This is a genomic window from Luteimonas composti (assembly GCF_042678665.1).
GTDB lineage: Bacteria > Pseudomonadota > Gammaproteobacteria > Xanthomonadales > Xanthomonadaceae > Luteimonas > Luteimonas composti.
Genome location: NZ_JBHTKU010000001.1, coordinates 232,995 through 254,334, shown reverse-complemented (window position 1 = coordinate 254,334; position 21,340 = coordinate 232,995). Strand labels below are relative to the sequence as shown.

The 21,340-nt window shown below is 71.9% G+C and carries 18 protein-coding genes; 13 read left to right on the top strand and 5 right to left on the bottom strand.

Features of this window, described 5'->3' with window-relative positions; genetic code table 11:
• Positions 1–243 precede the first annotated feature (243 nt).
• Positions 244–2,073: a 3-hydroxybutyrate oligomer hydrolase family protein gene (locus ACFQ2D_RS01165; RefSeq protein WP_386795507.1), complete on the bottom strand. Its 1,830-nt coding sequence runs from the start codon at positions 2,071–2,073 to the stop codon at positions 244–246.
• A 107-nt stretch (positions 2,074–2,180) separates the two neighbouring features.
• Here ACFQ2D_RS01165 and ACFQ2D_RS01160 point away from each other — a divergent pair, with 107 nt between their 5' ends.
• The 13 genes from ACFQ2D_RS01160 (at position 2,181) to ACFQ2D_RS01100 (ending at position 14,002) form a co-directional block, all read left to right on the top strand.
• A complete protein-coding gene (locus ACFQ2D_RS01160; RefSeq protein ID WP_280941775.1) occupies positions 2,181–2,984 on the top strand; it encodes a 3-hydroxybutyrate dehydrogenase in 804 nt (267 codons plus the stop codon).
• 92 nt (positions 2,985–3,076) lie between these two features.
• Positions 3,077–3,532 (top strand): GNAT family N-acetyltransferase, encoded by a 456-nt coding sequence (locus ACFQ2D_RS01155; protein WP_280941774.1) that lies wholly within the window; start codon positions 3,077–3,079, stop codon positions 3,530–3,532.
• Positions 3,533–3,539: 7 nt separating this feature from the next.
• The gene (locus ACFQ2D_RS01150) at positions 3,540–4,205 is read left to right on the top strand and encodes a response regulator transcription factor (RefSeq protein WP_280941773.1); all 666 of its coding nucleotides are present in this window, start codon (positions 3,540–3,542) and stop codon (positions 4,203–4,205) included.
• Between the two features lie 198 nt (positions 4,206–4,403).
• On the top strand, positions 4,404–4,841 hold the full coding sequence (locus ACFQ2D_RS01145; protein WP_280941772.1) for an NIPSNAP family protein: 438 nt from the start codon (positions 4,404–4,406) through the stop codon (positions 4,839–4,841).
• Positions 4,842–4,992: 151 nt separating this feature from the next.
• Positions 4,993–5,424, top strand: a complete 432-nt coding sequence (locus ACFQ2D_RS01140) for an SRPBCC family protein (protein WP_280941771.1) — start codon at positions 4,993–4,995, stop codon at positions 5,422–5,424.
• 50 nt (positions 5,425–5,474) lie between these two features.
• Entirely contained in the window at positions 5,475–5,846 is a 372-nt protein-coding gene (locus ACFQ2D_RS01135; protein WP_280941770.1) for a VOC family protein, read from the top strand.
• Positions 5,847–6,196: 350 nt separating this feature from the next.
• Positions 6,197–6,490 carry a hypothetical protein gene (locus ACFQ2D_RS01130; RefSeq protein ID WP_280941769.1) on the top strand — a complete coding sequence of 98 codons (294 nt, stop codon included), beginning with the start codon at positions 6,197–6,199 and terminating at the stop codon, positions 6,488–6,490.
• 110 nt (positions 6,491–6,600) lie between these two features.
• Positions 6,601–7,686, top strand: a complete 1,086-nt coding sequence (locus ACFQ2D_RS01125) for a sensor histidine kinase (RefSeq protein WP_280941768.1) — start codon at positions 6,601–6,603, stop codon at positions 7,684–7,686.
• Between the two features lie 2 nt (positions 7,687–7,688).
• A complete protein-coding gene (locus ACFQ2D_RS01120) occupies positions 7,689–8,555 on the top strand; it encodes a LytR/AlgR family response regulator transcription factor (RefSeq protein WP_280941767.1) in 867 nt (288 codons plus the stop codon).
• A 246-nt stretch (positions 8,556–8,801) separates the two neighbouring features.
• Positions 8,802–11,879: an efflux RND transporter permease subunit gene (locus ACFQ2D_RS01115; protein ID WP_280941765.1), complete on the top strand. Its 3,078-nt coding sequence runs from the start codon at positions 8,802–8,804 to the stop codon at positions 11,877–11,879.
• A 33-nt stretch (positions 11,880–11,912) separates the two neighbouring features.
• Entirely contained in the window at positions 11,913–13,010 is a 1,098-nt protein-coding gene (locus tag ACFQ2D_RS01110; protein ID WP_280941764.1) for an efflux RND transporter periplasmic adaptor subunit, read from the top strand.
• Positions 13,011–13,115: 105 nt separating this feature from the next.
• Entirely contained in the window at positions 13,116–13,475 is a 360-nt protein-coding gene (locus ACFQ2D_RS01105) for a VOC family protein (RefSeq protein ID WP_280941763.1), read from the top strand.
• A complete protein-coding gene (locus tag ACFQ2D_RS01100; protein WP_280941762.1) occupies positions 13,454–14,002 on the top strand; it encodes a hypothetical protein in 549 nt (182 codons plus the stop codon). The genes ACFQ2D_RS01105 and ACFQ2D_RS01100 overlap by 22 nt, the downstream gene beginning before the upstream one ends.
• Here the strand turns inward: ACFQ2D_RS01100 and ACFQ2D_RS01095 are convergent.
• From ACFQ2D_RS01095 to ACFQ2D_RS01080, 4 genes are all read right to left on the bottom strand, one after another.
• Positions 13,950–14,438: an NUDIX hydrolase gene (locus tag ACFQ2D_RS01095; RefSeq protein ID WP_280941761.1), complete on the bottom strand. Its 489-nt coding sequence runs from the start codon at positions 14,436–14,438 to the stop codon at positions 13,950–13,952. The genes ACFQ2D_RS01100 and ACFQ2D_RS01095 overlap by 53 nt on opposite strands.
• Positions 14,439–14,499: 61 nt before the next feature.
• On the bottom strand, positions 14,500–15,495 hold the full coding sequence (locus tag ACFQ2D_RS01090) for a polysaccharide deacetylase family protein (protein ID WP_280941760.1): 996 nt from the start codon (positions 15,493–15,495) through the stop codon (positions 14,500–14,502).
• A 48-nt stretch (positions 15,496–15,543) separates the two neighbouring features.
• Positions 15,544–18,867 carry a hybrid sensor histidine kinase/response regulator gene (locus ACFQ2D_RS01085; protein WP_280941759.1) on the bottom strand — a complete coding sequence of 1,108 codons (3,324 nt, stop codon included), beginning with the start codon at positions 18,865–18,867 and terminating at the stop codon, positions 15,544–15,546.
• Positions 18,868–18,996: 129 nt separating this feature from the next.
• Entirely contained in the window at positions 18,997–21,198 is a 2,202-nt protein-coding gene (locus tag ACFQ2D_RS01080; protein WP_280941758.1) for a TonB-dependent receptor, read from the bottom strand.
• Positions 21,199–21,340 lie beyond the last annotated feature (142 nt).

The window sequence follows — 21,340 nt, the reverse complement described above, 5'->3', positions numbered from 1 at the left end:
GGCAGCACAAGCCGTATCGCTTCTCCCGCAGGCGTGGGGAGGGAGCAGAAGCTGCCCGCAGCGTTATCTCCACCGACCGCGCTGTCCCCCACTCGCCGCGTTGTCCCCCATCCTCGGCTTTAACCCCCTCCCCCGCCTGCGGGGGAGGGTTGGGGTGGGGGCGGTCGGAGCGACGTCTCGTGACCCTACCTGGCAATGTCCGAAGCCCCGCGCGCGATGCCTGCACCGCGCCCGAGCGGACCGTCACGGCATCGCCAGATTCCCGGCCTCCAGGGCCTTCCCCGCCCCACGCGGCACCGTCTCGATCACCCCATCCACCGGCAGCGCGCCATCGCCATCCAGATGCGCCGACACCCGGTCCAGCGCCGCGTACACGTACGGCAGCAGCGGCACATACCGCGCCGCGTAGTCCGGCAGCCCCAGGAATCCGTCGAAATGCTGGGCGTTGCGCACCTGCCAGAAGCGCACCTCGCGCCCGGCGGCCTGCGCCGCGGCCACGTAGGGCGCGCTGCTGAAGGCCATCGGCACCAGGCCGTCGTCGGTGCCGTGCACCACCACCACGGGCAGGCGGGCACGCGGCAGCTGCGCGCGAGTGCCGGCGATGCCCGCCTGCACTCGCTTCGCGTCCTCGCCGTCGCCGGCGTTGAGCGCGCGCAGGCACTGCAGACCGGCATACCCGAAATCCGGCGGCGCCAGCGACCGATCCACCAGCCCCACTCCCGCGCCCGGCGGGATGCCGCTGGCATCGCTCCACCACGCCGCCTGCTCGGCCGCGGTCGCGGCACGGGCGCTGAAGTCCGGCGCCTGCGCGGCGAACGAGAAGCCGCAGGGATGCTCGCCCACGCCATAGCGCCCGTAGGCCGAGGCATAGGTGGCGGCCACCGCCCGCCACAGGTCGAAGCCGGTGGACAGCACGCCGGCGCGGATCGCGCCTTCGGTCCAGCCGCTGGCCAGCATGCGCTCGTAGGCCGACTGCGCCTGCGACGCCGTGTCGCTTCCCCCCACCAGCCCCGCGGCCGCCAGCGAGGCGCAGCGTGCCGTCCACAGCGGCGCGACCTGGGCGGCCAGCGGCGGCTGCGGCAGGCCCTGCAGGTGCAGCTGCGCGCAGGGCATCAGCAGTGCGGCCTCGGTGGTGTAGTCGTAGAGGCTGCGCGCGCCCGGCGCGTCGAGGAACACGTTGGGTTCGCCGGCCACCACCGCATCGAGCCAGTCGCCCTCCAGCTCGGCCGCGCGCAGCACCGCGCCGCCGCCGTTGGAAATCCCCACCGCGATGACGCGCGTATTGTCGAAGGTGAAAGGCGCCGCGCCCGGCAGCGCCTCGTCCAGCGCCTGCAGCGCGAACTCGGCCGCCTGGCGCACGTGGCGGCCCCAGTCAGCTTCGGGGTTGTCGCCGGAGTGCGCATGGCGGAAGGCCACGCCCGAAGCGTTGACCGGCGCGTTCGGCACGAAGGCCAGGTCGGGCGCGCCCAGCGCGGCGCGCGTGCCGTCGGGCGTCACGCCGGTCCGGGTATCAAGGTCGAAATAGTCGGTGCCCGCGCCCTTGTCGGTATAGGCCACCGCGCAACCCCTGGGCAGGCCCCAGGCGCCGGCCACCGCGATCGAGCCATAGATGCCGCGCGAACCCGACGAAGCGGTGACCACCACGCAGCGCTTTCCGGCATCGAAGGCGTCGGGTAGCTGCAGCATTACCCGGTGCGGGTGGTTCGCGCCGGGCACCTTCGCGTAGGCATGGAACTCTCGTCCCGGCACAGCAGCGACGCTACCGAACAGCTCGCCATAGCCGCCGCCCGGCGCGAGGTCGGCGATGCCGCGCCAGTTGCTCCAGATCGCGCGGCGCCGCAGTTCCTGCGCGGTCGGATGCCCGGCATCGGCGAAGGCCGGCGGTGCCATCGCACGCAGGCCGTCGATGCCAAGGCCCGCGGTCAGCAGATCGTCCTGGCCGCGATGCTCGCTGCTGCGCTGGGCACTGAACAAGGAGGTCTCCGCCTGGGTGCGCGGACCGCTCGCACAGGCCACCAGGCCAACCGCCAGGGCCGCCGCGCACATCTTCCCGATCATCGATGGAATGCTCATGCCGGCAAGGTAGCAGCCACTCCGGCACGCTTCATCGTACTTTGGTACCACGCTCGCGGGCCGCGCGCCTGCTACCTTGGCCGCAGGCCCCCACCCCAGCCCCATCCATGACCGACCGCTTTCTCGAAGGCCGCACCGCACTGGTGACCGGCAGCACCTCCGGCATCGGCCTGGCCATCGCCAGGGCCCTGGCCGCCCACGGCGCCCGCGTGGCCGTCAACGGCCTGGGCGACGAGGGGCAGATCGCCGCGGCCGTGCAGTCGGTGCGCGAGGCCGGTGCGCCCGACGCCCGCCACTTCGGCGCCGACCTGCGCGAGCCCGCCCGGATCGAATCCATGATGTCCGCCATCGACGCCTGGTCGCCGGTCGACGTGCTGGTCAACAACGCCGGCATCCAGCATGCGGTGCCGCTGGCGGAGATGCCGGTGGAAAAGTGGAACGACATCATCGCCATCAACCTCAGCTCGGCCTTCCACACCATGCGCCTGGCCATGCCGGGCATGGCGGCGCGCGGCTTCGGGCGCGTGGTCAACGTGGCCTCGGTGCATGGGCTGGTCGCGTCGAAGGACAAGGCGCCGTACGTGGCCAGCAAGTTCGGCATCGTCGGCCTGAGCAAGGTGGCCGCGCTGGAATATGCCGCGGTCGGCAGCCGCGACACCGGCGGCGTTACCGTCAACTGCATTTGCCCGGGCTGGGTGGAGACGCCGCTGATCGAGCCGCAGATCCAGGCGCGCCGCGATGGCGGCAGCCGCGACGACGGCGTGCGCGCCCTGCTCTCGGAAAAGCAGCCCAGCCAGCGCCTGTCGCTGCCCGAGGACATCGGCGCGATGGCGGTGTGGCTGTGCCGGCGCGAGGCGCACAACGTGACGGGTACGGCAATGCCCATCGACGGCGGCTGGACGGCACAATAGGCTGCACGCCCGCACCCGGCGGACCTGCCTCGCGCGCCGGCCCGCCCGGCACGGGTGCGCACCTCGCGATGCCTCCCGCCCCGGCTGCCGCCATGCACATCCGTCCCGCCGACCTCGACGATCCCGCCTTCGCCGCGCTGATGGCCCAGCACGCCGCCGCCATGGCCGCGACCGCGCCACCCGAAAGCTGCCACGCCCTCGACCTCGGCGGCCTGCGCCAGCCCGGCGTGCGCGTGTGGACCCTGCACGACGGCCACCAGCTAGCAGGCTGCGGCGCGCTGCAGCGCCTCGATGCCACGCACGTCGAGATCAAGGCCATGCGCACCGCACGCGAGTACCAGCGCCGCGGCGTGGCAAAAACCATCCTCGCCCACCTGCTGGCCGAGGCCCGCGCCGCCGGTTACGCCCGCGCCAGCCTGGAAACCGGATCGATGGCCTATTTCGAACCCGCACGCCGCCTGTACCTCGGCGCGGGCTTCCGGCCCTGTCCGCCCTTCGCCGGCTACGTCGAAGACCCCAACAGCGTGTACCTGAGCCTCGCCCTGTAGTCCCGCCATGCCGACCCTGCTGATCGCCGACGACCACCCGCTGTTCCGCGCCGCCCTGCGCGGCGCGGCGGCCGATGCTGCAGCGGACGTCGACACCTGCGAGGCCGAATCGCTCGACGGCGTGCTGGCCCTGCTCGAATCACGCCACGACATCGACCTGGTCCTGCTCGACCTGCACATGCCCGGCAACCACGGCCTGGCCGGCCTGGCCGCCATCCGCGCCCAGTATCCGGCCGTGGCGGTCGTGCTGGTATCGGCCAACGAAGACCCCGCCATCGTCCGCCGCGCCCTCGACCACGGCGCCGCCGGCTACATCCCCAAGAGCGCCGGCCTGGACGAACTGCGCGACGCGATCCGCACCGTGCTGGCCTGCGAACAGTGGCTGCCCCCCGCCCTGCGCGGCGCCGTCACCCGCACCCAGTCCTCCCCTGCCGACGCCGACCTCGCCGCGCGCCTGGCCAGCCTCACCCCGCAACAGTTCCGCGTGCTCACCCTCGTGGCCCAGGGCCTGCTCAACAAGCAGATCGCCGACCGCCTCGACATCCAGGAGCGCACGGTCAAGGCGCACCTGTCTGTGATCTTCGAAAAGCTGGGCGCCCGCAACCGCACCCAGGCCGGAGTGATCCTGCGGGAGCTGGAGATCGGGGATCCGAGCCGGCAGGTGGCCGGATAGATGGCACGGCATACCTTTCGGCGTCACAAACCAGCCTAGGCTCGGCGGTGACCGCAGCAGGCGAGGCATGGCCATTTGCTAGGCTTCCACGTGACGGCGCACTCGTGGCCATGCATTCGGCCGATGCGCGTCCACGCGGCCGACAAGCCCGTTTCCGCCTTGTCAGGCCATCGCGCCCCATCCCACCGGAGGCACGCCATGCGCATTCCCCTGTTTCCCGCGGTGCTGTCGGCCGCGCTCCTTTCCGCGAACGCGGCCGCGGCCGACCCCTACCGTTGCGAGCAGCAGGACGGCATCCAGCAGCTGCGCATCTACGAGATCGAACGCGACAACCGCGATGCGTTCCACGACCGCTTCCGCGACCATGCGCTGCGCATCATGCGGCGCCACGACTTCAACATCGTCGACATGTGGGAAAGCGACACTGGCGACCGCGTCGAGTTCATCTACCTGCTGGCGTGGCCGGACCAGGCCACGATGGACGCCCGCTGGGCGTCATTCCTTGCCGACGAGGAGTGGATCGAAACCAAGCGGCGCACCGCCGCCGAGCACGGGACCCTGGTGCGCGAGGCCAACGGTCAGCCGCTGGTCCGCCTGTCCTACAGTCCTGCCTGCGCGCGAGGTCCTGCGTCCTGAAACCCTGGACGGTCGAGGACAGTTATGGGGCTCGGCTCGCGGCCACGCGGAGTATCCTCTGCCTGCTCTCACAGTGTGCCCTCCTCGACTGCTCGACTGCGTGGCCAGGCCAGCGTGGCCGCCGCTCGCCACGGAAAAGGAGAACCGCAAGATGACCGGGAAAGCACCGCTGATTGCCGAGCACGTCGTCCAGGTGCGGGCAACGCCCGCCGCCGTCTGGGACGTGCTGACCCGCGCCGCCAACATCCGCGAATGGGACGACGTGCCCGAAAGCTTCACCGCCGACACGCTGGCCGCGGGCTCGGTGCTGGAGTGGGAAGGCTACGCGGTGCTCAAGGTGGTCGAGTTCGACGTGCCGCGCAGCCTGCGCATGGCCTACCACAGCCCCAGGTGGGAACGGCCTGTCGACGGGATCGAGTACGCCTACCTTCTCAGCCCCGCGGCGTCCGGCTGCGAGCTCACGCTGCGCGTCGGCGACTGGGCGCTCGCCCCCGACGGAAACGCGCGGGACTACTTCGACGCTTCGGTGGATTTCGTCGCGGACGCCGCGGCGAAAATCAAGGAAATGTCGGAGCGGCGTTGACTTCAGCGTCGCGCGCGCGGCGACCGCCCCGCCCCACCACCGGAGGCCCAATGACAGCCCTGACCCGCTCGCTCGTTGCCTTCGCGCATGTCGCCAGCGTGGAGCGCAGCATCGGCTTCTACGCGGACCTCGGATTCACGGTGAAGAACACCGTGGTCCCGCAGGGACAGTCCGCACCGGTCTGGGCCTGGCTGGAATCCGGCAGGGCGGACCTCATGGTGGGACTGGCGGACGCGCCGGTCGATGCCTCGCAGCAGGCGATCCTGTTCTACCTGTACTTCGACGACATCGTGCAGGCGCGCGAGGCGCTGGTGGCGCGCGGCCATTCACCAGGCGCCATCCACTACCCGTTCTACATGCCGGGCGGCGAGTGCCGGCTCGAAGATCCGGACGGCTACGTGCTGATGCTGGCGCAGATCTAGCGCCACCACGCGGGACGGAGCCCGTCCGCGGCGAGCATCCTTTGCGGCAGACCGGCCCGACCGGCCTGCCCCGACTGTGGCGCGCGCGGTCCGGCGGACGCGCTTGACCGCCCATGCCAAATGCCCCTGTCGCCGGAGGAGGCACTTCCCGCGTCGTCCGACAGAATGGGCCTCGCATGCCGGTGCATGGATGGAACCGCCCCGGCCGGATCCGCGAGTGGGGACCCGCCATGACCGACACGCTCGCCGCTCGATCGCGTGGGTACGCCGGAACGGATCCGGTTGGGGTAGGCCTGCCCGGCCGACGCGGCGCCGGTCCCGCCGCAGCCACACAGTACCGAGGGGACGACATGGGGATTGCTGCTACGGAGACGGGGCCACAGGACAACCCGGCCGGACGGGCGGCATGGATCTGCCTGGCGATCGCTTGGGCGACCTTCATCATCCCGTTCCCGGGCCTGGGCCTGTTCCTGGGCTGGCCGCTCAACCTGGTGGCCTTCATCCTCGCCATCGTGGCGATGTCCAGGCTGGGCGCGAATGCGGGCCTGTGGCAGCTGCTGGCCTCGCTGCTGGTCTCGCCCTTCGTCTATTTCCTGGGCCTGGTGGTGTTCGCCGGCCTGCTCGGGGCTGCCGGACAGTCCTGATTCCGCGGCGCGGCCGGCCCGCGGCAAAGCGTGCCGGCGGCGCGACGAACCGTGGATGCACGGGCCGGGGCCGGGAGTAGGATGCGTGGGATTGCATCCGGGCACCGCCGATGTCCATCGCCATCTCCCGTCCGTTCGAGCTTCCGCGCCAGCAGCTGTTCTGGTTGCTGCACCTGGGCGGCTGGACGGCGTACTTCGCGCAGGGCTGGCTGGCCGCCATCGCGCACGACAAGCCCTCGGGCTACTGGGTGGTGCCGCTGACCGCAGCCGGCACCGGCGCCCTGGCCACGCTGGGGCTGCGGATGCTGCTGCGCGCCTGCTGGAGCCTGCCGCCGAAGCGCCTGCTGCTGGCGATGGTGCTTCCCATCCTGCTCAGTTCGGCGCTGATGGACATGGCCACGCGCGAGGTGCTGGTGGAGTTCTGCGAGACCTGCAAGCCGCGCAACCGGGTCGCGTTCGTCGCCTACTCGCTGGGCTACATCTACGTGGTGCTGGCCTGGGTGGGCCTGTATTTCGGCATCAAGTACTACCGCCAGCTGCAGAGCGAGACCGAGCGCTCGCTGGCGGCGCGCAGCATGGCCCACCAGGCGCAGCTGAAGATGCTGCGCTACCAGCTCAACCCGCACTTCCTGTTCAACACGCTCAACGCGATCTCCACCCTGGTGCTGGACCGCGACAACGGCACCGCCAACCGCATGGTGCAGGGGTTGTCGGCGTTCCTGCGCCATTCGCTGGACAGCGACCCGATGCAGCGCGTGACCCTGCGCCAGGAGCTGGACGCCCTGACCCTGTACCTGGACATCGAGAAGATCCGCTTCGCCGAGCGCCTGCGCGTGCAGATCGACATCGAGGAGGATTGCTGGCGCGCGCTGCTTCCCAGCCTGTTGCTGCAACCTCTGGTGGAGAACGCCATCAAGTACGCCGTGGCGCGGCAGGTGGCGGGCGGCACGCTGCGGATCGAGGCGCGCCACGACGGCGAGCAGCTGGTGCTGCGGGTGGTCGACGACGGCCCCGGCTGCACCTGCCTGGAGGGCGACCGCCTGCCGCCCGGCAAGGGCGTGGGCCTGCGCAACACGCGCGAGCGGCTGGCGGTGCTGTACGGCGAGCGCGGCAGCTTCGGCGTGCGCAACCTGTCGCCCGGCATCGAGGTGACGCTGCGGCTGCCCTTCGAAACCAGCCAGAGCACGGGAGACTGACCTTGGACGCCCGGGCCACCACCCTCGATGCCACCGCCCCCGCCGCCCAGACGCGCCTGCGCGCGGTGATCGTCGACGACGAGCCCCTGGCCCGGCGCGGGCTGGAGATCCGCCTGCAGGCCTGGCCGGACGTCGAGATCGTCGGCCAGTACGGCGACGGTGCCTCGGCCATCGCGGGCCTGCGCGACGACCGCCCCGACCTGATGTTCCTGGACGTGCAGATGCCGGGCGTGGACGGCTTCGAGACCCTGCGCCGGATCCCGGCCAGCGAGATGCCGCTGGTGGTCTTCGTCACCGCCTACGACCACTACGCGATCCGCGCCTTCGAGGCCTCGGCCACCGACTACCTGCTCAAGCCGGTGGAAGACAGCCGCCTGGCGCAGGCGCTGGCGCGGGTGCGCTGCGCGCGCGCCCAGCGCGAGGCCGATGCGCACTGCGGCCAGCTGCTGGAGCTGCTGGGTGAACTGAGCGGGCGCGCGCCGCTGCGCCTGGACGAGGCGCTGCAGCCGGACGCGGCGCGACAGCTGCGCCGCGAGGACCGGCTGATCGTGCGCGATGGCCACCGCAGCCTGCGCGTGGAGCTGCGCAGCATCCGCTGGATCGACGCGGCCGGCGACTACATGTGCATCCACGTCGACGGCGAGGACGGCAAGGGCGACACCCTGATCCTGCGCGCGACCATGCGCGAGATGGAGCAGCAGCTCGACCCGCAGCGGTTCCCGCGCATCCATCGCTCGACCATGGTCAACGCCGACCGCGTGGTCCAACTGCGCCCGCACACGAACGGCGAAAGCTTCCTGCGCCTGGACTGCGGCCAGGAACTCAAGCTCTCGCGCACGCACCGGGACAAGCTCTCGATCCTGCTGTGAGCCGCGTGGACCGGCAGGTCGCGGCCGGCCGCCGCTGAGTCTCCGCACGGCGGGACGACAGACCGCGCAAACTCCGCGGCGTTTCCCGTCGGCATCGGCCAGCGTGCTGCACACGCCCTTGCCCACCACTCGGCGCGGCCCTGCAACGCTTCGCCGCAACCGCGCCTGCCGCGTGACTTGTGGGCCATCGCCGCACCGGGCGGCGCGCGCATCGTGCGCGTCACGCTCCCCACCTGCCCGCCCGCCATGAAGCTCACCGACGCCTCCCTGCGCAATCCGGCCGCCGTGGCCGTGGTGGTGGCCCTGGTCTGCGCCTTCGGCCTACTGAGCCTCGGCAAGCTGCCGCTGCAGCTGTTTCCCGACATCGAACGCCCGCAGATGTCGATCGTCACCACCTGGCGCGCGGCCTCGCCGCAGGAGATGGAATCGGAAATCGTCGAGCCGATCGAGACCGTGCTACAGGGCCTGCCCGGGATCGAGGAAGTGGCTTCGAACATCGGCCCGGGCTTCAGCGCGATCAACCTGTCGTTCGCGGTCGGCAGCGACATGGACGCGATGCTGGTCGAGGTGCTGTCGCGGATGAACCGCCTGCCCCCGCTTCCACGCGACGCCAGCCCGCCGGTGGTGCAGGCCGGCGCCGACAACGCCAACAACTCGCTCACCTACTTCTTCGTGCAAAAACTGCCGGGCACCTCGGGCAGCATCCTCGACTACCGACGGATGATCGAGGACCGCATCGTGCCGCGCCTGACCTCGGTCGAGGGCGTGGCCGGCGTGGAGATCAACGGCGGCTCCACCGAAGAGCTGGCCATCACCCTGGACCTGGCACGCGCCGCGGCGCTGGATATCCGCATCCCCGACGTCGCCGCGGTGGCCGCGCGCGCCACCGATGTGTCCGGCGGCGTGGTCGAGGCCGGGCGCCGCGAATACGTGCTGCGCTTCGCCGGCCGCTATTCCCCCGAGGCCATGGGCGAGCTGGTGCTGGCCTGGCGCGACGGCCGTCCGGTGCGCCTGGCCGACGTGGCCACGGTCGAGATCCGGCGGCCCGAGCAGCGCTTCTTCTCCTACCAGAACGGCAACCCCGCGATCGGGCTGCGCATCCTGCGCACGCACGACGCCAACGTGCTAGCGACGCTGGGGGAGGTGAAGCGCGTGGTGGAACAGCTGCGCGAGGACGAACTGCAGCCGCTGGGACTGGACATCGCGCAGAGCTTCGACGCCTCGGTGTTCATCAACCGTGCACTGGGGCTGCTCGGCGGCAGCCTGACCTTGGGCGTGCTGCTGGCGGTCGGCTGCCTGTGGTGGTTCCTGCGCGACGTGCGCGCGACCGCGCTGATCGCCTGCGCCATCCCGATCTCGCTGCTGGCGACCTTCATCGTGCTGCAGCTCACCGGGCGCAGCCTCAACGTGATCTCGCTGGCGGGCCTGGCCTTCGCGGTGGGCATGGTGATGGACGCGGCGGTGGTGGTGGCCGAGAACATCCTGCGGCTGCGCGAAGGCGGGATGCCGGCCGCGCGCGCCGCGCTGGAGGGCACGCGCCAGGTGGGAGGCGCGCTGGTGGCCTCGACGCTGACCACGGTGGCGGTGTTCCTGCCGGTGATCTTCATGGAGGACGTCGAGGGCCAACTGTTCGCCGACCTCGCGCTGACGATCTCGATCGCGGTCGGCATCTCGCTGCTGGTGGCCGTGACGGTGCTGCCGGCAGCGGCGGGCAGCTGGCTGCGCACGGGCGCGGGCGCGGCGCCGCATCCGGGCTGGCGCATGGCCGGCGACTGGGCGCTGCGCGCCACGCGCACGCGTCGCCAGCAGTTGGCCTGGCTGGGTGCGCTGGTGCTGGCGCCGCTGCTGCTGGCGGCGCTGCTGATGCCGCAGATCGACTACCTGCCGCCGGTCAAGCGCGCGGCAGTGGATGCCAACTTCACGTTTCCCCCCGGCATGAGCCCGGCGCGCGTGGACGCCGAGATCGCGCCGGTGCTGCTGGCGCGCATGCGGCCGTACATGGACGGCGACAAGGCACCGCAGCTGAGCAACTGGTACCTGAGCCTGTGGCCGGGCGGCGGCACGCTGGGCGCGCGGGTGGTCGGTCCGGGCGACATCGGCGAACTCGAGCGCATCGTGCGCGACGAGATCGTCGCCGGCCTGCCCGATACCCGCGCCTTCGCCAGCGAGGGCGAGCTGTTTGGCGGCTTCGGCGGCTCGCCGCGCGCCATCGCCATCCACCTGCAGCACGGCGATGGCGAAGCGCTGCAGCGCGCGGCCGAGGCCGGGCGGCGCGCACTGGGCGAACGTTTCCCCAATGCCAACGTGCAGGCATGGCCCAGCGCCGACCCCGGTACGCCGGAGCTGCGCATTGCCCCCGACGACCGCCGCCTGTCCGAGGCCGGCTGGCAGCGCAGCGACCTGGGCACGGTGGTGCGCACGCTCGGCGATGGCCAGTGGCTGGGTGAGTACTTCGACGGCGACAGGCGTCTGGACATCATCCTGCGCGCCGCCCGCGACCGGGCCGCCGCGCTGGGTGCGGCCATGCTCGCCACGCCGCAGGGCGGGCTGCTCGGCCTGGATGAACTGGCACGCTTGGACACGGTGATCGCGCCCAGCCGCCTGCGCCGCATCGACCGCCGCCGCACCATCACCCTCACCATCGATCCGCCGGCGGCGGTATCGCTGGAGGAGGCGCTGGGCGTGGTCAACGACGAGATCGTGCCGCGGCTGCGCGATGCGTTGCCGCCCGATGCGGCGGTGCGCGTCTCGGGCAGCGCCGACCGGCTCGGCGAGGTGGTCGCCAGCATGGGCGGCAACTTCGCCATGGCCCTGCTGGTGCTGTTCATGCTGATGGCGGCGATGTTCCGCTCGCTGCGCGACAGCGCCTTCGTGATGGCGACCCTGCCGCTCGCGCTGCTCGGGGGCGTGGCCGGCCTGCGCGTGCTGGACCTCGCCGCCGGGCAGACGCTCGACCTGCTGTCGATGATCGGTTTCATCCTCCTGCTGGGCATGGTGATCAACAACGCCATCTTGCTGGTCGCGCAGGCGCGCGCCGCCCAGGACGCCGGGGCGGCGCTGGACGAGGCGCTGCGCCAGGCGCTGGAGCAGCGCCTGCGGCCGATCCTGATCGGGGCGCTGACCGGCGTGCTGGGCGCGCTGCCGATGGCGGTCAATCCCGGGCCAGGCGCTGTGATCTATCGCGGCTTGGCGGCAGTGTCCGTGGGCGGTGTCGCGCTCAGCCTGCTGTTCACCGTCGTGCTGGTGCCGGCGCTGATGCGCCTGGGCGACGGACTGTCGCTGCGCCGCCCCGCGCCCCTCCCCCTGCCGCAGGCCGCGGCCTGACATCCCCGCTTCCTTCCCCCGAGGAGAATCCCGATGCGTACCCTGCATGCCTGCTTGATCGCCACCGCCAGCGTCGCCACCCTCGGCGTCCTGCTGCTGCGCGGCGATGCCGGCGCCAATCCCCCCGCCGTCGTGCCGGCAGCGCCACCGGCCACCGTGAGCGTGGCACCGGCGGTCAGCGCCGAATTCGCGCCCCGCCACTGGGCGCCGGGCGCCGTGGCCAGCCGCCACGATTCGCGCGTGGCCGGCGAGATGCCCGGGCGCGTGCTGCGCGTCGCCGACGTCGGTACCCGGCTGCGCAAGGGCGAGCCGATCGCGATGCTCGACGACACCGCGCTGCAGCTGGAGGAGCGCGAACGCGCCGCCGAGATGGCACGCATCCGCGTGCAGCTGGACCTCGCCCAGGCGCAGGAGCGCCGCTACGCGGCGCTGTCCGAACAGCGCGGCATCGCGCGGGCGCAGTACGAGCAGCAGCGGGCCGAACGCGACACCCTCGTGCAGGAGCTGGCGCGCACGGGCGCCCAGCTTGCGCAGGTGCGCCACCAGCGCGCGCAGATGGTGGTGCGCGCGCCGTTCGACGGCATCGTGGCCGAGCGCATGGTCGAGGCTGGCGAGTACCTGCTTCCCGGCGGCGCGGTGGCGCGGCTGGTCGATCCGGGCGCGCAGGAGGTGCACGCGCGCGCGCCGGTGGCGCTTGCGAAGCTGGCGTCGCCCGGCAGCCATGTGCGGGTACGCAGCGAGGGCGAGGAGCGGAGCGGCCGCATCACCGCGCTGGTGCCGATCGGCGACGATGCCTCGCGCCAGCTGGAAGTGCGCGTGGCGCTGGACGACACCGCCCTGCCGGTCGGCACGCCGGTGACCGTGGGCCTGCCCAGCGCAGTACCGCGTACCGTGGTCGCGGTACCACGCGACGCGCTGGTGTTGCGCAGCGAGGGCGATTACGTGGTGCGGATCGATGCGGGCGAACGCGCCACGCGCCTGCCGGTGCGTGCCGGCGCCGAGCTCGACGACCTGGTGGAAGTCGAGGGCAACGTGCGGCCGGGCGACCGCCTGGTGGTGCGTGGCGGCGAGCGCGTGGAGCCAGGGCAGTCGGTGCGGATCGAGCCGATGCGCGCGGTGGCGATGCGCTGACCGCACGGCGCGGCTCCGGCCCTGGACGTTGCGCTGTGGCATCATCGCCGCGCGCTGGGCGCCGCTCGGCGCCATCGCGGAACGCACGCGCAGCGGGAGGACACCATGCCCGGACACGGGACCATCAACTACGTCGAGCTGCCCTCGCGCGACCTCGCCGCGACGCGGCGCTTCTTCGAGCAGGCCTTCGGCTGGCGCTTCGTCGAATACGGGCCGGAGTACCTGGCCATCGAGGGCGCCGGCCTGGACGGCGGCTTCTACGCCTCCTCCCTGGCTGCGCGCAGCGAGGCAGGCAGTGCCCTGGTCGTGCTCTACAGCGATGCGCTCGAGCAGACGCTGGCGGGCGTGGTGGAGGCCGGCGGCGAGGTGATCAAGCCGATCTTCGAGTTCCCCGGCGGCCGGCGCTTCCATTTCCTCGCGCCCGGTGGCAGCGAGTTCGCCGTGTGGAGCGAGCCGGCGGCTTGAGGCCGCAAGCGGGCACTTCGCGAGCCACGACGGCGGCCGCACACGCGCGCGCCGACGCGGCCGCGCACATTGCCGCGGCGCTGCTGCTCGCCGCTGCGCTGGCGACGCTGGTGGCGCTGTTTTCCGGTGCGGACTGGCTGGAAGCCGCGCTGCCCGGCGGACTGCCCCTGGGCAACGTGCTGGCGGCGCTGGCCCTCTGCGCGCCTGCGGCCACGGCGGCGCTCATCGCCCGCCATGGCAGCCTGGCGCGCGGTGTGGCGGTCGCGGTGCTGGTCCTGGGTTTGGCGTGGATGCCGGTTTCGCTGCTGCTGGCCGGCAATCCCGAGCTCAACTTCGCCGGCGGCCGCGGCGGCATCTGGCTTGCGCTCAGCCTCGCGCTGGCCGTCTGCTCCTATGGCGTGCTGGCGTGGTGCCTGGCGGCGGCCACGTTGCGCGCGTGGCGCGGATGGCAGGTGCGCCGAGCCGCGCGGCGCCTCAGATCCGCGAGTAATTCCAGGACACCATCCGGCCGTCGCGATACGGCATGACGCCGTGGAAGGCGCGCGGGTCGCTATCGAACACCAGCGGCAGGAACTGCCGGTCGCCCTCCCACAGCGGCAGCTCGAGGATGCGTTCGACCTCCACCCACTCCAGCGTGCCTTCCGGATTGGAGGTGTAGGGTTTGCCCGACCAGCGCGTCACCACGAACAGGAAGCCCAGCCAGTCCTCGCCGTGCTTGCCGAAGCCCGGCCAGCTGATGGTGCCGCGCAGCTGCAGCTCGTCGCACTCGATGCCGGCCTCCTCGCGGATCTCGCGGCGCATGCCGGCCACGATGTCCTCGTCGGCCTCGAGCTTGCCGCCCAGACCGTTGTACTTGCCCAGGTGCTGGTCGCCCGGGCGCGCGTTGCGGTGGACCATCAGCACGCGGCGGCGGTCGGGGGAGAGGACGTAGCCGAGCGTGGCGGCGATCGGTGTATAGGGCATGTGCGGTCCATGCAGCGGCGGGCGGCGCATGGTAGCGGTGCGCGGCCGCGCCGGTCGACCGCTATTCGGCCTCCACGCCCGCCAGCGCCAGCACCCAGGCCGGCGTTTCCGGTTCGCCGGCGAAGAACTCCCGCCCCTTTCCCTCGCCGATCGCCCAGCGGTGCAGCCAGCTGGGGCCGGAGCGTCCGTCGTAGCCTTCCGCGCCGCGCGCGTAGGCCGGGTCCTGCATCGCCTCTTCCAGCGCGACCACGCGATAGCCGCGCGCCTGCACGCCGGCCACCAGCGCCGGGAAGGCCTCGGCGTTGAGTTCGTTGGCATGGAGCAGCCAGACCTGCGCGATCTCACGCCCCAGCAACTCGCGCGACTGCCGCTCGTAGTACTCGACCTTGGCCAGCATGTAGGGCACGTAGGCCTCGCGCAGCCGCGCCAGCGTGTCCTCGCGGCCCGGTTCGGGCGCAGCATCCAGGACCCTGCGATAGGCGAGCGCCCAGATCCAGTCGCTGTTGTCGATGGTGACCGGGGCGATGCGGTAGCCATGCGCATCGAGGAAGGCCTGCAGCGCCGCGCGATCGTCCGCGCTGCGCCCGGCGCGCAGGTAGGGGTGGCGGAACCAGCGCGGCGCAGTGCCGGTTTCGGCGAGCAGTGGCCGCAGTTCGCGTTCGCCGTCCAGGATCGCCTGCCGGTAGGCCTCGAGGCCGACCGCGTGCAGGTCGACGTGGCCGTAGGTGTGGTTGCCCAACTCGTGGCCGCGATCGAGCCAGTCGACCAGCATGCGCAACCGCTCCGGCAGCACCCGTCCGCCGGATTCGAGCTTGTCGCCGTTGACGAAGCCGGCGACCGGCACGGCGGCGGCGTCCAGTGCGGCCATCAGCCGCCGGTGGCGCGCCTCGAGCTGCGCCTCGTCGAGCCCCTCGAACGAAACCCAGGGCAGGTCGTCGATGGTGATCGCGATGCGGCGCGCGGACTGCTCCGGCGGCGCCTGCGCGCGCGCCGGGATGATGCACGCCAGCCCCAGCAACAGCCCGGCCAGCATCCGGTCGCGCCAGCATCCCGCCATCCCGCACCCCTTGCGCGTAAGCAGGCGCGAGTGTAGCGCGCGGCCCGATCAGTCCTGGCGCATCGTGCGCAGGCGGTCGAGCGTGGACTTGAGCGCCAGCGGCCGCACCGGCTTCTGCAGCAGCGACAGGCCGTGCTCCAGCGCGCGGCGGCGCACCTCGCCGCTGTCGTCGGCGCTCAGCACCAGGGTCGGGCGCACACCGAACCGCGCCGACAGGCGCTGGTACAGGTCGATGCCGGTATCGCCATCGTCGAGGTGGTAGTCGAACAGCCACAGCGCCGCGGGCCGCGCCTGCAGCAGCGCCTCGGCGCCGGCGCCGTCGGCGGCCGCGTCCACCACGCAGCCCCATCCCTGCAGCAGGCCGCGCAGCGAGGACAGCGCCATCGGATCGTTGTCGACGATCAGGATGCGCGTGCCGGCCAGGCCAGCGCGCGGCAGTTCGGCCTCGGGGCGCGGCGCGGCCCGCGCGACAGGCAGGCGCAGCGAGAACACCGTGCCGGCGCCGAGGCGGCTGCGCAGCCGCAGTGGCGCCTGCATCAGGCGCGCGATGCGGTCGGCGATCGCCAGGCCCAGTCCCAGGCCCTGCCCCGCCACGCCCTCGCCGCGGCGGAACTCCTCGAAGATCAGCTGCTGCTGCGAGGGCGCGATGCCGGGCCCTGTGTCATGCACCTCGATGCGTAGCCCATCGCCGTCGCGGCGCACGCCGAGCAGCACGCCGCCATGACGCGTGTAGCGCACCGCGTTGGCCAGGAAGTTCTGCAGCACCCGCCGCAGCAGCTGCGGATCGCCATGCACCCAGGCGCTGCTGGGAACGTGGCGGAAACGCAGGCCGCTGGCCTCCGCGAGCGCGCGGAATTCGGAGGCCAGCGGTTCGAGCACTTCGGCCAGCGGGAAATCGCGCGGCTGCGGGACCAGTCCACCGGCCTCCAGACGCGACATGTCGAACAGGCCGGTGAGCAGGTCGGTGGTGGAATCCAGCGCGCCCTGCAGCTGGCCCAGCGCGGGGCGGTGCCCCGGGTCGAGCTGCTTGGCCAGCGATTCGGTGAACAGCTGCGCCGCGTGCAGCGGCTGCAGCAGGTCGTGGCCGACCGCGGCCAGGAAGCGGCTCTTGGCGTCGTTGGCGCGTTCGGCCTCTCGCCGCGCCTGGTCGAGGCTGGCGGTGCGCTCGGCCACGCGCTGCTCCAGGGTCTCGTTGGCGCGCTTGAGCCCGGCTTCCGCCACGCGGAACGCGGTGACGTCGGTGAACGTCGCCACGAAGCCACCGTTGGGCATCGGGTTGCCGCGGATCTCGATCACGGCGCCGTCGGGGAAGCGGCGCTCGGCCACGTAGGGCGTGCCGGCGCGCATGTGCGCCAGGCGCCGCTCGACTTCGCGTTCGATGTCCAGCGGCCCCAGCAGGCCGCTGGCGAGGTTGTGCCGCACAAGCCGTTCGACCGGCACGCCGACGCGCAGCATCTGCGGCGGATAGTCGAAGCGCTCGGCGTAGCGGCGATTCCATGCCACCAGGCGCAGCTCGCTGTCGACCACGCTGATGCCCTGGCTCATGTTCTCCAGCGCGGCCTCGAGCAGGCGCTGGTTGAAGCGCAGGTCCTGCGAGGCCTCGCCGACGATGGCGGCGACGGTGTCCAGGTCCGGCCCGGCCTCGCGTCGCGCGGCGTCGAGCAGCAGGCGCGCCGAGGCGCTGCCGAGCACCGCCGCCAGCTCGCGCTCCAGCGCCGATTCGATCGCCGCCGGCACCGGCCCGCTCGGCGGCGCGCCGCGCAGCAGTTCGTCCACCCGCTGCGCCGGCAGGAAGCGGCGGCCGGCGTTGCGCAGGGTCTGCCGGTCCGAGCCGCGCGCCTCGCTGCGGTGCGGCGCGCTGCCCATGCCGGCCAGCAATGCGGTCGTCAGCGTGCCGATGAACAGGCTCACGCCGACCGCCCGCCCCAGCCGGCTCCAGCCGGTCAGGCCGAACAGCGACTCGGGCGCCAGCCAGGCCAGTCCGAGCGGGCCGTCGTGCAGGAACGCCTGCGCGGGCGCGACCATCGGCGGCAGCATCACCCAGGCCCAGGCGGCGAACCCCGCCAGCACGCCGAAGACCGCCGCGCGCGCCGGCGTCTGCGGGCGCCACACGGCGAAGGCCAACGCCGGCGCCAAGGTGGCGAGCGCCGAGAACGAGACCGCGCCCACGTCGGCCAGCGCCTCGTTGCCGCCCACGCGCCGCGCATAGGCCCAGCCGAGCAGCATGATCGCCACGATGCCGGCGCGACGCAGCAGCAGCAGGCCGCCACGGTGATCGTCGCCCTGCCCGCGCGACCAGGCACCCCGCAGCAGGCCCGGCGCGAACCAGTGGTTGCCGATCATCAGGCTCAGCGTCAGCGTCGCCACGATCACCATGCCGGTGGCGGCGCTCAGCCCGCCCAGGAACACCAGCAGCGCGATGCCGTCGTTGCCCGCCGCCAGCGGCAGCGCCAGTGCGTACATGTCCGCCGGCACGCTGTCGCCGAGCAGGCGCGCGCCGGCGCGCGCCAGCGGCAGCGCGGGAATCGCGATCAGCAGCAGGTACAGCGGGAACAACCAGCGCGCGGTGCGTACATGGCGATCGTCGCGGCACTCCACCACGCCGACGTGGAACTGGTGCGGCATGACGAACATCGCCAGCGCCCCCAGCAGCACCAGCGGCACGAAACCGCCGGCCGATGGCGCAACCGGCGCCGGCGCCGTGCCGCCACGCAGCCCGTCCAGTCCCAGCCACACGAAGACGCCCAGCGCCAGCATCGCCAGCAGCTTGAATACCGACTCGAAGGCGATCGCCAGCACGAGGCCGCGGTTGTGCTCGGTGGCGCTGGCGCGGCGCGTGCCGAACAGCATCGCGAACAGCGCCATCGCCAGGGCCACGTACAGCGAACCGTCGCGCCATGGCGCCGGCACCTGTCCCGCCGCGGCTTCCGCGCCGCCGGTCAGGGTGGCGAAGCTCTGGGTGATCGCCTGCAGCTGCAGTGCGATGTACGGAATCACCCCCAGCGCCGCCACCAGGGTGACGGTCGCGGCCAGCCAGGGATCCTTGCCCAGGCGGGTGGCGATCAGGTCGGCCAGCGAGGTCGCGTTGGTCTCGCGCGCCAGCCGCACCAGCCGGATCAGGAAGAACACCGCCAGCGCGTAGAACGCGATCGCGCCGACGAAGGTCGGCGGCAGCGGCCAGCCGTAGCGCGCGGCCTGGGTGACCGTGCCGTAGAACGTCCACGACGTGCAGTGCACCGCCAGCGACAGCGCGTAGACGTGCTTCCAGTGCCGGGCCAGCACGCCGGTGCTGCGCTCGGCGTGCACCGCGATGCCGAACAGCAGGGCCAGCCACAGCACGGCCGCGACGACCACCACGCCGATGCTCAGCACCGCGACCGCCTCCCCACGTCCTGCCTCACCGCCCCGCCGCTACAGCGCGCGAGCATAACGCGAAGGGCCGCGGACGGATCCGCGGCCCCTGGCCAGGGCGGCGCGGACGCCGCCCAGGTCCGCGCATGCTCAGAAGTCGTAGCGCGCGGTGAGGCTGTACTGGCGCGGCGGCCCGTAGAAGCCGGTGAGCACGCCGAGGCCGGAGCTGACCAGGTTGTAGCCGGTGGTGCGGTACTCCTCGTCGGCCAGGTTGGTGCCCTGCAGCGAGAAGGACCAGGCGTCGTTGGCCCGCCAGATCACGCCGGCGCTGACCAGTCCATAGCCGCCCTGCTTGATCTCGGGGCTGAGGTCGGTGGTCGGCCACACCTCGGACTGGTAGGAGTAGCCCACCCGCGCGGACAGGTTGCCGCCGCCGGCCAGGTCGGTGCGGTACTCCACGTTGATCGCGCCGGAGAACTCGGGCGCATTGGTGAAGTACTGGGTGTCGGCGATGTTGACGCCGCCGCTCATGAACTCGTCGTACTTGGCGTCCAGCCAGGCCAGGTTGCCGCTGACCAGCCAGTGCTGGCTGGGCATGAACTGGTACTCGGCCTCGACGCCGGTCACCGTGCCCTTGCCGGCATTGGTGAAGTCGCCGAAGAAGCCGCCGCCCGGCAGCGCGGTGAACACCGACAGCTGGATGTCCTCGTAGACATTGTGGAAGGCGGCCAGGTTCAGGAACAGGCGCTGGTCGAGCAGGCCCATCTTGGTGCCGATCTCGAAGCTGTCCACGCTCTCGTCGTCGAACGGCTCGCCCGAGCGCGGCACCGCGGTGGTGTTGGCGCGGATGTTGTAGCCGCCGGACTTGAAGCCGCGCGAGGCCAGGCCGTAGATCATGATCTCGGGGGTCAGCTGGAAGTCCAGCGAGACCTTCGGCGAGACGTTCTTGAAGTTGACGGTCTTGTCGAAGTCGGCGGCGACCGCGCCGTTGGGCACGGTGAAGCTGTCGTCGGTGTAGCCGATGTTGTAGGCCACCGCGTGCTTGTCCTCGTCGGTGTAGCGCGCGCCGACGTCCAGCTTCAGCCGGTCGGTGAGGTCGTGGGTCCAGTCGGCGTACAGGGCGATCGCCTTGGTGTTGACGTAGCCCTGGGTGTCGCCGAAGGAGATGTTGAAGAAGTTGTTGAGGACCTGGCCACCGGCGTCGCCGTTGAAGTGGTACAGGCCCACCACGCCGCGGCCGCGTCCGCCGGCGTCGTAGTTGGCCTGCAGCTCGTTGGTGACCTGCTGGTCGCTGTAGAACGCCTTCACGTCGGCGATCTTCTCGGGCAGCGTGTCGAAGTCGATGTTGGTCTCGGTGTCGGACTCGCGCTTGGCGACCACGTACTTCAGCGACCAGTCCTCGCTGGGACGCCAGTTCACCGTCGCCGAGATGCCCTTCATCTCGGTGTCGTTGACGTTGGGCATGCCGCTGCGGATGTCGTAGCGGCTGTCCATCGGCGCGCCGCCGGTGACCGGGACCAATACGTTGTTGTTGGGCGCCAGCATCTTCGCCCCGCGCACGCCGGACTGGTCGTCGATCCAGTCGAAGGCGAACTGCACGTCGAAGTCCTCGTGCGAATAGGCGCCCAGCTGCATGCGCAGCGCGTTGATCTCCTTGTCGCTGACTTCCTGCCCGTTGAGCAGGTTGGTGCCGTAGCCGTCGCGGTTCATGCTCGCCACGGCGACGCGGCCGCGCAGGCCGCTGTCCTGCCCGCCGATCGCGCCGCCGATGGCGGCCTTGGCGTCGAGCTGGTTGAAGTTGCCCACCGTGATCGAGCCGAAGCCGGTGGTCTCGGTCGGCAGCCCGCGCGAGATGTACTTGATCGCGCCGCCGATGGTGTTCTTGCCGTACAGCGTGCCCTGCGGGCCGCGCAGGACCTCGATGCGCTCGACGTCGAACACGTCCAGCAGCGCGCCCTGCGGACGGGCGATGTAGACGTCGTCCAGGTAGATGCCCACGCCCGGGTCCACGCCCCACAGCGGGTCGGCCTGGCCGATGCCGCGGATGTAGGCGGTGACCGTGCTGGTCGAACCCCGGGCGGCGTAGATGGTGAGGTTCGGCACCTGCGCATCCAGGTCGCCGATGTCCTTGACGTTGAGCTTGTCGATGGTCTCGGCGGTGAACGCGGTGACCGCCACCGGGACATCCTGCAGGGTCTCCTCGCGCTTGCGCGCGGTCACCTTGACCGCGTCCAGGGTGGTGGCGCTGGAACCCGGCGACGGCGCGGCGCCCGCCTCCTGCGCGAAGGCGCCGGGCGCGGCGAGGCCCATGGCGACGGCCAGGCTCAGGGTGGTTCTCAGGTTGCGCTTCATCGTCGGTACCCCTCCCAGGGATGCAGTGCGGACGGCCTGCAGGGCCGCATGCGACAGAGGTTAGGGAGGGCGCGCGCGCGGCGGCATCGTACCTTCGGACAATGGGCCGGCACCGCGGCCCTTGCCGACACTGGCCGCCGGT

Excerpts from the sequence above, each read along its gene's own strand:
- ACFQ2D_RS01165 (WP_386795507.1), bottom strand. The coding sequence starts at position 2,073 with ATGAGCATTCCATCGATGATCGGGAAGATGTGCGCGGCGGCCCTGGCG.
- ACFQ2D_RS01160 (WP_280941775.1), top strand. The coding sequence starts at position 2,181 with ATGACCGACCGCTTTCTCGAAGGCCGCACCGCACTGGTGACCGGCAGC.
- ACFQ2D_RS01155 (WP_280941774.1), top strand. The coding sequence starts at position 3,077 with ATGCACATCCGTCCCGCCGACCTCGACGATCCCGCCTTCGCCGCGCTG.
- ACFQ2D_RS01150 (WP_280941773.1), top strand. The coding sequence starts at position 3,540 with ATGCCGACCCTGCTGATCGCCGACGACCACCCGCTGTTCCGCGCCGCC.
- ACFQ2D_RS01145 (WP_280941772.1), top strand. The coding sequence starts at position 4,404 with ATGCGCATTCCCCTGTTTCCCGCGGTGCTGTCGGCCGCGCTCCTTTCC.
- ACFQ2D_RS01140 (WP_280941771.1), top strand. The coding sequence starts at position 4,993 with ATGACCGGGAAAGCACCGCTGATTGCCGAGCACGTCGTCCAGGTGCGG.
- ACFQ2D_RS01135 (WP_280941770.1), top strand. The coding sequence starts at position 5,475 with ATGACAGCCCTGACCCGCTCGCTCGTTGCCTTCGCGCATGTCGCCAGC.
- ACFQ2D_RS01130 (WP_280941769.1), top strand. The coding sequence starts at position 6,197 with ATGGGGATTGCTGCTACGGAGACGGGGCCACAGGACAACCCGGCCGGA.
- ACFQ2D_RS01125 (WP_280941768.1), top strand. The coding sequence starts at position 6,601 with ATGTCCATCGCCATCTCCCGTCCGTTCGAGCTTCCGCGCCAGCAGCTG.
- ACFQ2D_RS01115 (WP_280941765.1), top strand. The coding sequence starts at position 8,802 with ATGAAGCTCACCGACGCCTCCCTGCGCAATCCGGCCGCCGTGGCCGTG.
- ACFQ2D_RS01110 (WP_280941764.1), top strand. The coding sequence starts at position 11,913 with ATGCGTACCCTGCATGCCTGCTTGATCGCCACCGCCAGCGTCGCCACC.
- ACFQ2D_RS01105 (WP_280941763.1), top strand. The coding sequence starts at position 13,116 with ATGCCCGGACACGGGACCATCAACTACGTCGAGCTGCCCTCGCGCGAC.
- ACFQ2D_RS01095 (WP_280941761.1), bottom strand. The coding sequence starts at position 14,438 with ATGCCCTATACACCGATCGCCGCCACGCTCGGCTACGTCCTCTCCCCC.
- ACFQ2D_RS01090 (WP_280941760.1), bottom strand. The coding sequence starts at position 15,495 with ATGGCGGGATGCTGGCGCGACCGGATGCTGGCCGGGCTGTTGCTGGGG.
- ACFQ2D_RS01080 (WP_280941758.1), bottom strand. The coding sequence starts at position 21,198 with ATGAAGCGCAACCTGAGAACCACCCTGAGCCTGGCCGTCGCCATGGGC.